Annotated in this window: 10 protein-coding genes and 1 pseudogene; 3 read left to right on the top strand and 8 right to left on the bottom strand. The window is 70.1% G+C overall.

What is annotated here, in order from left to right:
- Positions 1 to 31 precede the first annotated feature (31 nt).
- A complete protein-coding gene (locus tag MYA_RS27845) occupies positions 32 to 1276 on the top strand; it encodes an arsenic transporter (RefSeq protein WP_041494468.1) in 1245 nt (414 codons plus the stop codon).
- A gap of 62 nt (positions 1277 to 1338) precedes the next feature.
- Here MYA_RS27845 and MYA_RS27840 read toward each other — a convergent pair whose 3' ends face one another.
- Positions 1339 to 2241, bottom strand: a complete 903-nt coding sequence (locus tag MYA_RS27840; RefSeq protein ID WP_014726152.1) for a LysR family transcriptional regulator — start codon at positions 2239 to 2241, stop codon at positions 1339 to 1341.
- Positions 2242 to 2341: 100 nt separating this feature from the next.
- On the opposite strand from MYA_RS27840, the gene MYA_RS27835 reads away from it, so the two are divergent.
- Positions 2342 to 3217: an aldo/keto reductase family oxidoreductase gene (locus MYA_RS27835; RefSeq protein WP_014726151.1), complete on the top strand. Its 876-nt coding sequence runs from the start codon at positions 2342 to 2344 to the stop codon at positions 3215 to 3217.
- A gap of 272 nt (positions 3218 to 3489) precedes the next feature.
- On the opposite strand, the gene MYA_RS27830 is transcribed toward MYA_RS27835, so the two are convergent.
- Positions 3490 to 3894, bottom strand: coding sequence for a cupin domain-containing protein (locus MYA_RS27830; protein ID WP_011880494.1), 405 nt, complete (start codon positions 3892 to 3894; stop codon positions 3490 to 3492).
- Between the two features lie 393 nt (positions 3895 to 4287).
- On the opposite strand from MYA_RS27830, the pseudogene MYA_RS27825 reads away from it, so the two are divergent.
- Positions 4288 to 4953: pseudogene (locus MYA_RS27825) on the top strand (substrate binding domain-containing protein); the annotation flags it as partial.
- A 9-nt stretch (positions 4954 to 4962) separates the two neighbouring features.
- On the opposite strand, the gene MYA_RS32025 reads toward MYA_RS27825, so the two are convergent.
- From MYA_RS32025 to MYA_RS27800, 6 genes are all read right to left on the bottom strand, one after another.
- The gene (locus MYA_RS32025; protein WP_014726148.1) at positions 4963 to 5133 is read right to left on the bottom strand and encodes a hypothetical protein; all 171 of its coding nucleotides are present in this window, start codon (positions 5131 to 5133) and stop codon (positions 4963 to 4965) included.
- Complete coding sequence (locus MYA_RS27820) at positions 5130 to 6089, bottom strand: DUF72 domain-containing protein (protein WP_014726147.1); 960 nt, start codon at positions 6087 to 6089, stop codon at positions 5130 to 5132. Before MYA_RS27820 ends, MYA_RS32025 begins: the two co-directional genes overlap by 4 nt.
- A 127-nt stretch (positions 6090 to 6216) precedes the next feature.
- Positions 6217 to 8175 (bottom strand): phosphatase PAP2 family protein, encoded by a 1959-nt coding sequence (locus MYA_RS27815; protein ID WP_014726146.1) that lies wholly within the window; start codon positions 8173 to 8175, stop codon positions 6217 to 6219.
- A 163-nt stretch (positions 8176 to 8338) separates the two neighbouring features.
- Positions 8339 to 9925: a methyl-accepting chemotaxis protein gene (locus MYA_RS27810; RefSeq protein ID WP_034193674.1), complete on the bottom strand. Its 1587-nt coding sequence runs from the start codon at positions 9923 to 9925 to the stop codon at positions 8339 to 8341.
- 130 nt (positions 9926 to 10055) lie between these two features.
- Entirely contained in the window at positions 10056 to 11576 is a 1521-nt protein-coding gene (locus MYA_RS27805) for a GGDEF domain-containing protein (protein ID WP_014726144.1), read from the bottom strand.
- 218 nt (positions 11577 to 11794) lie between these two features.
- The gene (locus MYA_RS27800; RefSeq protein ID WP_014726143.1) at positions 11795 to 13267 is read right to left on the bottom strand and encodes an NAD-dependent succinate-semialdehyde dehydrogenase; all 1473 of its coding nucleotides are present in this window, start codon (positions 13265 to 13267) and stop codon (positions 11795 to 11797) included.
- Positions 13268 to 13276: the final 9 nt, after the last annotated feature.

Here is a 13276-nt window from a genome sequence, read left to right as displayed (position 1 = left end):
CGTCGATCCATTGCAGCCGCCCGGTATGCCGATGAATTTCGCTCCGTTCGCGTGGTCGATCGCCGCGCTCGCGACTGCCGGCGTGATCGTACGGCCGTTCGGCTGGCCCGAGGCGATCTGGGCCGTGGCCGGCGCGGTGCTGCTGGTCGCCCTCGGCCTGTTGCCCGCCGACGCGGCGCTCGCGGCCGTGGCGAAAGGCGGCGACGTGTACCTGTTCCTGACCGGGATGATGCTGCTGTCCGAAGTCGCGCGGCGCGAGGGGTTGTTCGACTGGGTCGCGGCCCACGTCGTGAACGGCGCGCGTGGTTCGCCGCGGCGGCTGTTCGCGCTCGTCTATCTGGTCGGGACCGTCACGACCGTGTTCCTGTCGAACGACGCGACCGCCGTCGTGCTGACGCCGGCCGTGTTCGCGGCCGCGCGCCGCGCGAAGACGGACCCGCTGCCGCTGCTGTACGTCTGCGCGTTCGTCGCGAACGCGGCGAGCTTCGTGCTGCCGATCTCGAACCCCGCGAATCTCGTGCTGTACGGTGCGCACATGCCCGCGCTCGGCACCTGGCTCGCACGCTTCGCGCTGCCGTCCGTCGCGTCGATCGCGTGCACCTACGCGATGCTGCGCGCGACGCAGCGTCACGCGTTGCGCGGCCATTGCGCGCGCGATCTGCCGGTGCCCTCGCTGAGCGCGGGCGCGCGCATCGCGCTGGCCGGCATCGCGGCGACGGCCGCCGCCTTGATGATCGTGTCGCTGCTCGACCGGCCGCTCGGGTTGCCGACCGCGCTGGCCGGCGCGCTGACCGCGGCCTGTGTGCTGGCGCGCGATCGCGCGGCCTGCGGGCCGACGCTGCGCGCGATTTCGTGGAGCGTGCTGCCGCTCGTGGCCGGACTGTTCGTGCTGGTCGAGGCGCTCGAGCGGACCGGCGCGGTGGATGCGCTGGCGGCGCTGCTGCGCGCGCTGACGGCCGGCGGTACGGCGCATGCGGCGGCTGCGTCGGGCGTCGCCATCGCGCTGGCGTCGAACCTCGTCAACAACCTGCCGGTGGGGCTCGTCGCCGGCGCGATCGTGGGCGTCGCGCACAGCCCGCAGCCGGTGGTCGATGCGCTGCTGATCGGCGTCGATCTCGGGCCGAACCTGTCCGTCACCGGCTCGCTCGCGACGATCCTGTGGCTCGCGGCGATCCGGCGCGACGGGCTGCAAGTGAGCGCGGGGAAGTTTCTGGCGATCGGCGCGTGTGTGATGCTGCCGGCGCTCGTGGCGGCGCTGGCGGTGCGGCTTGTGTAGAGGTGGGGGGCTTGTGGGGCGGAAGGCGGGCGCGGGCGGGGACACCCGCGCCGCGTCATGCGCTACGCTGCGTCGGCCTTGATGAAGTCGACGAAGGCGCGCAGCGGCGCGGGCACGAAGCGCCGGCCCGGATAGTACAGATACGGGCCGGAGAACGGCCGCCACCACGCGTCGAGCACCGGCTCGAGCGCGCCGCTCGCGAGCTGCGGCGCGAGCCAGTCTTCGTACAGGTGGACGATGCCGACGCCCGCGCATGCGGCGTCGACGACGAGATCGACGGCGCCGCCGATCTGCACGACGAGCGGCCCCGACGGCTCGACGCGCACCACTTCGCCGTCGCGCTCGAACTCCCAAGCCGGCATCGCGCCGCTCGCGAAGCGGCCGCGCAGGCACGCGTGGTCGAGCAGCTCGCGCGGATGGGCCGGCCGGCCGCGCCGCGCGAGATAGGCGGGCGCCGCGGCGGTCGCGAAGCGCTGGGAGCGCGGACCGATCGGCACGGCGATCATGTCCTGTTCGAGGCGGTCGTCGTAGCGTATGCCGGCGTCGCAGCCGGCTGCCAGGATATCGACGAAGCTCTCGTCCGCGACGATGTCGAGCCGGATCTCCGGATACGCGTCGAGAAAGCGCGGGATGATCGACGGCAGCACGAGCCGCGCCGCGCTGGTCGGCACATTGAGCTTGAGCGTGCCGACCGGCCGCTCGCGGAACGTGTTCACCACGTCGAGCGCGGCCTGCACCTCGCTCAGCGCGGGCGTGAGCCGCGCCAGCAGACGCTCGCCGGCTTCGGTCGGCGACACGCTGCGCGTCGTCCGGTGCAGCAGCCGGACCCCCAATTGCGCCTCCAGCCGGCGCACCGCCTCGCTGAGCCCCGACGCGCTCGCATCGGCCAGCCGCGCGGCCTCGCGGAAGCCCTTCGCGCGCGCCACCGCCACGAACGCGTTCAGATCGCCCAGATCGACTTGCATTGTTCGTCCTTTCGTACAGGTCGTGCAGATTATGACGGGTTATCGCGCAGTGTGGGGCGGCGTAACCTGCGTTCTGTCATTCGAAAACAGGAGCACGATCATGTCCCCCATCGTTCAATCGGGCACGTTCGCCATCGCCGGCCGGCGCGTTCACCGTCTCGGCTACGGCGCGATGCAGCTGGCCGGGCCCGGCGTGTTCGGGCCGCCGAAGGATCGCGACGCCGCGCTTGCCGTGCTGCGCGAAGCCGTGGCAGCGGGCGTCGACCACATCGACACCAGCGACTTCTACGGCCCGCATGTGACGAACCAGCTGATTCGCGACGCGCTGCACCCGTATCGCGACGATTTGCTGATCGTGACCAAGGTCGGCGCAACGCGCGGCGACGACGGCTCGTGGCTGCCGGCCTTCGCCGCCGACGCGCTCGCTGCGGCCGTGCACGACAACCTGCGCAACCTGGGCCTCGACGTGCTCGACGTCGTCAACCTGCGCATCATGTTCGACGTGCACGGGCCGGCCGAAGGCTCGATCGAGGCGCCGCTGAGCGCGCTCGCCGAACTGCAGCGGAAGGGCCTCGTGCGGCACATCGGGCTGAGCAACGTGACGGCCGCGCAGATCGCCGAAGGGCGGCGGATCTGCGACATCGCGTGCGTGCAGAACCACTACAACCTCGCGCATCGCGACGACGATGGCCTGATCGACGCGCTCGCACGCGACGGCATCGCGTACGTCCCGTACTTTCCGCTCGGCGGCTTCAACCCGTTGCAGTCGTCGACGCTCGACGCGGTCGCCGAGCGGCTCGGCGCGACGCCGATGCAGACCGCGCTCGCGTGGCTGCTGCGCCGCGCGCCGAACATCCTGCTGATTCCGGGCACGTCGTCGGTCGCTCATCTGCGCGAGAATCTGGCCGCCGGCGCGCTGACGCTGCCGGACGATGCGATGCGCGAACTCGACGGCATCGCGGCGGTGCGCGGCTGAGGCGGGCGGGGCGGTTGGCGGGGCTTGCTGCGGGAGGTGCTGCGCGAGGTACTGCGCGAGGTACTGCGCGAGGTGCTGCGTGCGGCAGCGTGCGCCCGAAGCGCCGGCCGCCCGAGCCGCGACCAGCTCGCGGTGCCGCGTGCGCGTACCCGCGTGCTGGATACATATGATGTCCGCGGTAACGGGACGCGCGTTCGCTGCGGGCGCGCGCTATCGAACCGCGTGCACCGCCCGTCGCGCGCTGGCTTGCGCTGCCCGCGACGCGCGCGAATTCAGCGCGGCTGCGGCTGACCGAGCTGCTCGTCGAGGGTGCGCGTCAACGGCGACTGCACGTCGCCGGTGTGCTTCGTCTGCACGGGCTCAATCAGCACGATCCAGCATTCTTCTTCGGCGATCGGGTTGTGCAGCGTGCCGCGCGGCACCACGTGCATCGAGCCGGCGGGCAGATCGACGACGCGGCCGCCTTCATACTCGATCTTCAGGTGCCCGCGCACGACGAAGAACAGCTCGTCTTCGCCGACATGGTCGTGCCACACGAGCCGGCCGCGCACCTTCGCGACTTTGACGTACTGATCGTTGACCTGCGCGACCACCTTGGGCGACCAGTATTCGGATACGTCGTCGAATGCGGCTTCGAGATCGAACGATTCGGCGAACGGAACGGCGGGGAGGGTCATCTCGTCTCCAGAGGCGAAGGGTGTTGCTCGGAATGGGAAGTGCTGCGTCATCGCGCGCGAACGCGGCGAAAGGTCCGATTATAGGGAGGCCGTCACGCGGCTGCTTGGGTCGCGAATGCGGCGATGTGGGGTGGTCGATGCGCGGGGCGTTTTGCCGTGATGGCGGCGATCGCGCCCATCGCGGTGGTGGATCGGTCGCGGCGATCGCCGCGAACCGGCTGCCGATGACGACCGGCTCGACAGCGTTCAGCCGCATCAGACCACCCGCACCGCGTCGCAGCACGGCGCATCGCCTTACCGCGCATCGCATGCCAGCGCGTCCCGGCGTATCGCCGCATCGGCGCAGGCGCTAGCGCGCCAGCACCGCCCCCAACGCTCCCCACTCACCCAGCCAGCGCCGCCGCGATCGCGTCGGGCGGCGAGCGGCCGCGCGGCCGGCTGCGCATCAGCGCGCCGATGCTGTTCTCGCAGCTGGCGATGGGCAAGCTCGTCGCGACGTTCGCGTTGAAGTATCCGGAGGTGCGACTGGAAGTGACGACCGACGACCGGCCGGTCGACATGATCGAAGAAGGCTACGACCTCGTGATCCGCGTGAATCCCGACCCGGACGCAACGCTGATCGGGCGCGTGTTCCTGCGCGACCGGCTGGCGGTCGTCGCGACGCCGGCGCTCGCGCGGCCCGGCGACGGCGCGGCCGCGCCGGCCGTCGTGCGCACCGCCGACGACCTGCGCACCGCGTGGGACGTGATCGGGCCGACCGGGCCCGCCCGCATCGCATTCGAACCGGTGGCGCGGCTGTCGTCGCTGGTGATGGTGCGCGATACGGTGCGCCTCGGGCGCGGCGCGGCGTGCTTGCCGGTGTCGCTCGTGAGCGGCGACCTCGCGGCCGGCACGCTCGTCAGCTGGGGCGACGTGCCGGGGCCGGACATCGCGTTATGGGCGCTGTATCCGTCGCGGCGGCTGTTGAGCGCGCGCGTGTCCGCGTTTCTCGCGCATCTGTCCGATGGGTTTCCGTCCGCGAGCCCCGACGCGCTTGCCGCCTATCTCGACGCCGCGTGACGCGCGCGCCTAGGTGCGATCGCGGCTGCGCGCGCGCGTGGCGCCCGTGATCACCGCGATGCCGAACAGGATCACGGCGACGATCTCGACGACATGCTGCGACACGTGCAGCGCGATCAAGCCCCACGCGACGCCGCCGATGAAAATGATCCATCCGACCAGATAGATGAGCAGGGTCATCGTTCTTCTCCTTGCGGTTGCGGTTCAGCCTGCGGCGCGCTGTCCGCTGCGACGGTCGCGTCGTGCGCCCGCACGCCGAGGCGCGCCATCAGGCGCCGCGCATCGAACGGCGCGCGCGTCTTCGTATCGTTGTCGAAGTAGCAGTAGACGGCGCGCGCATGCGCGCGCGGCGGCGCGAGGTCCGGTGCGGCGAGGCGCGCGTCGGCCGGCTGCGCGCCGCGGCTCCACGTTTCGATGCGCTGCGCCCAGCGGTCGAGCGACTCGTCCGAGTACTCGCCCGAATATTTGGTCTCGGTGCCGTGCAGCCGCATGTAGACGAAGTCGGCGCTCAGGTCCTCGAACTGCGGCCACGGTTCCGTCGAATCCGACACGACCAGCGCGACCGCGTGCCGGCGCAGCAGCTTCACGAACGCCGGATCGACGAAGCTCGCGTGACGCACTTCGATCGCGTGACGCAATGCGCGCTTGCGGTCGATCTCGAGATAGGGCGTCCTGACCCGCCCGTCGTGCCGTTGCGCGAGCGCCAGCGCCGCTTCGGTATCGTGCGGCAGCAGGCCCAGGAAGTGTTCCATGTGGTCGGGGTCGAATCGCAGCGACGGCGGAAATTGCCAGAGGAGCGGGCCGAGCTTGTCGTTGAGCGCAAGCAGCCCCTGCGCGAAAAAGTTCGCGCACGCGACCGTCGCGGTATCGTCGCGAAACCGCAGCATGTGGGTCAGATAGCGTGCGCCTTTCACCGCGAACGTAAAACCGGGCGGCGTTTCGTCGTACCAGCGCCGCCAGCTGGCGAGCGATTGCAGGCTGTAATGCGTGCCGTTGATCTCGATCGTCTGCAGCCGGCTCGCTGCGTAGCGCAACTCGTCGGCCTGCTTCAGCCCTTGCGGGTAGAAGGTGCCGCGCCAGCCGGCGTAGCGCCAGCCGGAAATGCCGATATGGATGCGCGCTGATGGGCTCGTCACGTCGATACCTCGGAGATGCCGTGGATCGTGTCGCGACGAGCAAGGCGCGTGCCGGCCGGTATGAAATGGGGACCCGCACACAGCGTGCTCGCGACGGCCGCGCGGCACGCTGAGGCTGGACCGCCGATCAGGACGCCGACAACACCACCGACACGCCCGTAGCCGTATAAACCGGCGTTGCCTTGAAGCCGTCGACCGTCACCGTCGCGAACTTCGCGGCGAGCGCCGCGCCGTCGATCAGCGCGATCGTGTCGCCGGCCTTCGGCGCATAGCCGTTCACGAACTTCACGTGAAGCGTGCCGCCGGCGACCGTGAGCGGGCCGCCGACGCGCAGGCGGCCGCCGCCTTTGCCGTCGATGTCGAGTTCGAGCGTCGTGTTCGCGAGCTGCGTGTAACGCGTCGCGATCGTGACCGGCGCGGCCGCCGCGATCCGGACGCCGCCGCCCGCGCCGACGTACACGTCGCCGTTGCCGAACGCGCTCGCGGACGCCGCGGCGAGCGTGCCGCCGTTCACCTGCGTGCCGCCCGTGTAGCTGTTGTTGCCGGCGAGCGTCAGCGTGCCGGTGCCTTGCAGCGTCAGCTTGCCGGCGCCGCCGATGTCGTTGCGCCACTGGTCGGCCGCGTAGAAGCCGCCGCGCGACGCGTCCATCGACACGACCACGTTGCCGTTGAACGTGCCGTAGCCGTCGGCCGCGGTGAACAGGTTCAGGCGGCCCCAGCCTTCCGCATCGTCCATCACCGGGTAGCCCGACGGCAGCTCGGTGGTCTTCAGCACGACCCGCCGCTGGTCCGCGCTCAGGTACGGGAAGCGCGTCTGCAGCAGCACCTCGGCGCCCTTGGGCACGACGGGCGGCGCGTCGGTCGATTCGATCGCGCCGAAGCCGAACGTCAGGCGGCGCAGGAACGCGGCCCGGTTCGCGGTGTAATCGGCGAACCGGTCGGTCGCCGTGGTGCCCGAATGCGCGAACGCGGCGAACGTCACGTCGGTCGTTCCCGTGAGCTGCTGCAGCGCCTGGTGCGCCTGGCCGTACGCGGCCTGCGCGTCGCTCGCGTAGGCGGTCAGGTTCGCCGCGCTGATGGCCAGCGCGAGCATGCGGCCGCCGATCACGTCGAGCGGCGAATGCATGCCGGCGAGGATCCGGTTCTCGCCGAGTTCGAGGCCGCGGCTCACCATCTCCTGGAAGCGCTCCGGCACGAGCCACGCCATCGTCGTCGCGTCGCGCATCGCTTCGGCCTCGTGGCCGCTGATGAAGCCGCCGTCGGTGGCGGGCGTCGCGCTTTCGGCGGGCACGAGCGTCGGCGCGACGACGACCGCGGCGCTCCAGCGGTACGGACGCGCATATTTATAGAAGCGCTTCGACGGTTCGGTCGACGCGTTGGTGCCCATTTCGTTGAGCAGATCGACGACCTTGCCGAAGTTCGCGTTGGTGCTGCTGCCGACGCCGGTGTTGTTGCCGGCGTCGTTGTACAGCACCGTGGTCGCATCGGCCGGCACGCTGGTGATGCTGGTCGTCTGCTGCGCGGCCGTGCGCCACGCGTCGGTGAGCGGGCCCATCCCGTCGGTCACGCTGTAGCCTTTGCCGCGCCGGTCGTCGAAGTAGGCCGCATCGGCCTGCTGCTGCGTGCGTGCGGTCGTTGCGTCGACCACGTATTGAACGTTGGCGGCGAGCACCGTGCCGTTCAGAATCGTGCCGCACGGCGTGCCGCTGCTGGGCAGGCCCGAGCACGTCGACGCCACCACCGCCGGAAACGCGCCGTTGGCCGGCGCGTTCACGCCCGCGTCGACGATCATCGTCGACGGCTGCCACAGATCGAGGAAGCGGCTCACGACCCGCACCGCGGCGTTGGTCGACAACGTCGCATAGCGCGCGTCGCCGCGCTGGTTGGTCGCGATGTTGTCGACGAACGCCGGCACGCTCGGCACCGGTGCGCTGTCGACGAAGCCGGGGTCGGCGGGCGGCGCCGGCATCGCGGCGCTGGTCGCCGGGGTCGATGCGACGTCGTCGCCGCCGCCGCAGGCGGCCAGTGCGAGCGCGCTCGCGAGTGCTGCGACGTGCAGCGGAAAACGGCGGGGTGACACGATCATGCGGACTCCATCCTGAAGGTCGAAGATGGCGGATTGTCGAGCGCGATCGTGACGCGGCCGTTAAGGAATTGTGGCGCGTCGCGGTCGACGCGGCCGAATGCTCACTATTTGGTGAATTCGTGCTGCAAAACGTTTGCGGCCAGTATGAACCGGCCGCGTGCGGCTACGCGTGGGCTGCGCTCTCATCGAGTCGAAACAGCGCGACTGCGTTGGCCAGCTGGCTGCCCTGTTCTTCGAGCGATCGGGATGCGGCGGCCGCTTCCTCGACGAGCGCGGCGTTTTGCTGCGTGACTTCATCCATCTGTGTGATCGCCAGCGTGACCTGCTCGATGCCGCGGCTTTGCTCGCTCGACGCCGCCGCGATCTCGCCCATGATGTCCGTCACCCGCGCGACGGCCTGCGTCACCTGGCTCATCGTGTCGCCCGCGTGGTTCGCGAGGCGCGATCCGTCTTCGATCTTCTCCACCGAATGCGAGATCAGCTCGCGAATTTCCTTCGCGGCGCTCGACGAGCGCTGGGCGAGGCTTCTGACCTCGCTCGCGACCACTGCGAAGCCGCGCCCTTGCTCGCCGGCGCGGGCCGCCTCGACGGCCGCGTTCAGCGCGAGGATGTTGGTCTGGAACGCGATGCTTTCGATGATCCCGGTGATATCGGCGATCTTGGCCGAGCCGGCGCTGATGTCGGTCATCGTCTCGACCATCGATCCGACCGCGACGTTGCCGCGCTGTGCGACTTGCGACGCGTTGTCGGCCAGCGCTCTGGCCTGCTGGGCGTTGTCGGCGTTCAGCCGCACGGTCGACGTCAATTGCTCCATGCTCGAGGCGGTTTCCTGCAGCGATGCGGCCTGCTGTTCGGTGCGGGACGACAGGTCGACGTTGCCGGACGCGATCTGGCTCGCTCCCGCCGCGACGTTGCTCGACGCGGCGCGGACCTGCGCGATCAGCCGCACGAGGTTCGCCTGCATTTCGTGCATCGACGCCAGCACGCTGCCGCGCGGTGCGGCGGCGCTCGCGGCGTTGCCGGCGAGGTCGCCGGCCGCGATGCGCTGCGCGATGCCGTTGAGCATCACTGGTTCGGTGCCGAGCGAGCGGACCAGGTCGCGCGCGATCGCCCAGCCGGCCACCATCGCGCCGACCGCCGCGGCGAGGCAGATGGCGATCTGCAGCAGCCGTTGCGACGTATAGCGGTTGCCCGAGTCGGTCACGAGCTGCGCGGCCCGCTCGCGCGAATAGGTCGCAAAGGCGTCGGTCGCGGCGACGAGCCGGACCAGCAGCGGGCGGCACTGTTCGTCGATCATCGTGATCGCCTGATCGCGCCGGTTGTTCACGGCGGCATCGACGATCGCGCGCGCGACGGGCCCGTAGCTGGCCTCGACCGTGTCGATCTGTCTGACGAGTTCGCGCGCCTTGTCGGTCGCGTCGGTGCCCGGGCCGACGGCGAGCCGCAACTGGCGAAGCAGGGTGCCGACGTCGCGGTCCGCCTGCAGCGCCGCCTCCTTTTCGTGTTCGACGTCGGCTGCGGAGCCTGCGAGCACGATGTTGCGCGCGGCGATTGCGCGCCGGTCAACCGCGACGTGCACGCGGTCGGCGAGCGTCGCGCGCGCGTTGATGCCGTTCACGTAGTCCGAGAACCTCCCATGCGCGCGGCTGAGGGAGACGATGCCGAGCACCGACACCAGCAGCACGACGCAGGTCAGAACCCCGAACGCGAGCATCAACTTCGCGCGAATGGTCAACGGCTTGTTACTCATCTTGCACATCCTGTCATGTAATTCGATAGCGTTCCGGATGGCGCGCACGGTACATGAAGGATATGGGGGTGTGAATCGCCCAATCGTTTGCGGGTCGCGTATGCTCAAACGAACGATCGAAGCGGTACGGTCAAGCCGGTTGCGCAAACGATTTCGCGTCCGCGCGGCACACGCGATTGCGGCCCTGGCGCTTCGCCGTGTAGAGCGCGAGGTCCGCGTGATGCGACAGCGCCTGCACGGACTTCGGGTGGCCGCGATGCGCGGTCGCGCAGCCGATGCTGACCGTGAACGCGGGCATCGTCGCGTCGAATCCGTCGAGGCAGTTGCGCTCCACCGCGCCGCGAATCGCTTCCGCGACGGTCGCCGCGCCGCTTTCGTCAGTATCGGGCAGCACGGCGACGAATTCCTCGCCGCCGTAGCGCGCGGCCAGATCGCCGCGCCGTCGCGTATGGGCGCGGATGCATTCGGCGAGAAAACGCAGCGCGGTATCGCCTTGCGCATGGCCGTAGCGGTCGTTGTACTGCTTGAAGTGATCGGCGTCGATGAACAGCATCGACAGGCTGCCGTCGTTGCCGCGCTGCAGGCGCTGCCATTCGTCGGCGAGCGCTGCGTCGAGCGCGCGGCGATTGTGCAGGCCGGTCAGCGGATCGGTGCGGGTGAGGTCGGTGAGCAGCGTCTGCTTGCGCAGGTTGTCGCGCAGCGCGAACGCGAGCAGCCACATGACCGCGCAGAACAGCGCACCGATCACGGACGCCGACACGCCGACCTTCCATGACAGCCGCGTGATGTCGGCCAGCACGTCCTGTTCGGCCGGCGCGACCACCGCGATCAGCGGCGTGCCCGGCACCTGCTGGTACGTATACAGTCGCAAGGTCCCATCGATGCTCGAGCGCGCCGCGTAGAAGCCCGATTCGTGCTGCACCATCCGTTCGAACGCCTTCGAGCGACGCAGGCGCACCATCTGGCCATCGCTCAGCGGCGGGTTGCGCGCGAGTATCGTGCCGTCGGCGCGCAGGATCGCGCTGATGCCGTGGGGCCCGACGTTCAGGCGCGACAGCAGCCGGTCGAAATACGCGAGGTCGATGGCGACCACCGCGATGCCCTCGAACGTATGGTCCGGCTGTTCGATACGGCGCGACAGCGCGATCGATTCGGTGCCGCCGCGCGAGCGCGCACGGTACGCCTGGGATACGTAGAGGCCCACGCTGTCCGAATCGCGATGGACCTTGAAGTAGTCGCGATCGCTGAAATCCCAGCGGTGCGACGGGCCGCAGCAGCCGTCGATCAGTCGTCCGTAGCGGTCGGTCACGCCCATGCCGGTCACGTATTGCGCGGCCGTGCGCTCGAACAGCAGATCATGGCGCAAGCCGGCATTCATGCGGGCCATCGCCGGGTTGCGAATATTGGTCGCGAGCGACGCGAGCGCGCTGTTCGACGTCTCGACGGTGCGTGCGACCTCGCTCGCGAGCACGGCGGCGACGTTGCGCGAGTTTTCCCGCGCGTGCTCCACGACCTCGCTGCGCGCGGCCCATAGCGTCGCCGCGCTGATGCCGAGCGCCGCGACCGACATCAGCGTGCCGAGCACGCCGACGGCGAGATGGTGGCGGCCGGCCCAGTCGGCAATTTTCTCGATCGAAAGAGTTGCAGGCATTGGTCGCGCTCGTTCCGGAAGCCGGCCGCGACTGACGCGGCCGGGTCAAATCCGTGTTAACGGCAGGACTGCCCAGAAATCGAGGCCGGCATGCGGGGCGATGATGGCGGCGGCGCAACCGGCTATGGGCCGGCTGCGGGCGTTTACGCGATGCGATCGTGACAATCGCGGCAATCGTCGCGCTGGTTGCGCTTGGCGAATCGGCGCCGCCCAACCGATCAGTCGAGCCCGCCCTGGCACAGATACTTGATCGACAGGTAGTCGTCGAGGCCGTACTTCGAGCCTTCGCGGCCGTAGCCCGACTCCTTCACGCCGCCGAACGGCGCGGCCTCGCTAGCCAGCGCGCCTTCGTTGATGCCGACGATGCCGGTTTCGAGCCGCGCCGACACGCGTGCGATGCGCCGCACGTCCTGCGTGTAGAAATACGCGGCGAGCCCGAACGGCGTGTCGTTGGCGGCGTCGACGGCCTGTTCCTCGGTATCGAACCGGAACAGCGCGGCGACCGGCCCGAAGGTTTCCTCGCAGCTCAGCTGCATGTCGGCGGTGGCGTCGGCCAGCACCGTCGGCGCGTAGTAGTTCGGGCCGAGCTGCGACAGCCGCCTGCCGCCGGTCAGCACGCGCGCGCCGCGTTCGAGCGCGTCGCCGACGTGGCGCGCGATCTTGTCGACCGCGCGCGCGTTGATCATCGGGCCGATCTGCGCGGCCGGATCGGTCGCCGGCGCGACCTTCAGCGCGGCGACGCGCGCGGCCAGCTTCGCGGCGAACGCATCGTAGACGCCGGCCTGCACGTACACGCGGTTCGGCGACACGCAGGTCTGGCCGCCGTTGCGGAACTTGGCGGCCATCAGCCCGTCGACCGCGGCGTCGAGCTGCGCATCGTCGAACACGATGAACGGCGCATTGCCGCCCAGCTCCAGCGACAGCTTCTTCAGCGTCGCCGCCGATTCGCGCGCGAGCAGCTTGCCGACCGCCGTGGAGCCGGTGAACGTGATCTTGCGCACGCGGGCATCGGCGAGCCAGTCGGCCACCGCGTCGATGCCGCGCTCGCGCGACGCGGCGATCAGGTTCAGCACGCCGGGCGGCACGCCGGCTTCCATCGCGAGGAAGCCGAGCGCGAGCGCGGTCAGCGGCGTGTCCTCGGCCGGCTTCGCGACGACCGTGCAGCCGGCCGCGAGCGCCGGCGCGATCTTGCGCGCGATCATCGCGAGCGGGAAATTCCACGGCGTGATCGCCGCGACGACGCCGATCGGCTCCTTCACCGCGCTGAGCTGCTTGCCGCGCTGCTGCTGCGGAATCAGGTCGCCGTAGGTGCGCGTCGCTTCCTCGGCGAACCACAGCACGTACGACGCGCCGTACGCGACTTCGCCGCGCGCTTCGGCGAGCGGCTTGCCCTGTTCCAGCGACATCAGCTTCGCGAGATCGTCGGTGTGCGCGACGATCGCCGCATGCCACGCGCGCAGGATCGCCGCGCGCTCGCGCGCCGGGGTGGCGCGCCACGCGGGTAGCGCGCGGGCGGCCGCATCGGTCCCGGCGCGTGCGTCGGCCGCGCCGCTGTCGGGTGCGTAAGCGATCGTGTCGAGCGTCGCCGGGTTGGTGACATCGAAGCAACGGCCGTCGAGCGCGGCGCGCCAGCTGCCGTCGACGAGATTGGCGGTGCGAACGAGTTCGGTGCGTGACAGCGTAAGCGGCATGACAAGTCC

It is taken from the genome of Burkholderia sp. KJ006, assembly GCF_000262695.1.
In the GTDB taxonomy this organism is placed as follows: Bacteria; Pseudomonadota; Gammaproteobacteria; order Burkholderiales; family Burkholderiaceae; genus Burkholderia; species Burkholderia vietnamiensis.
This window is presented reverse-complemented; position numbering and strand designations above follow the sequence as displayed.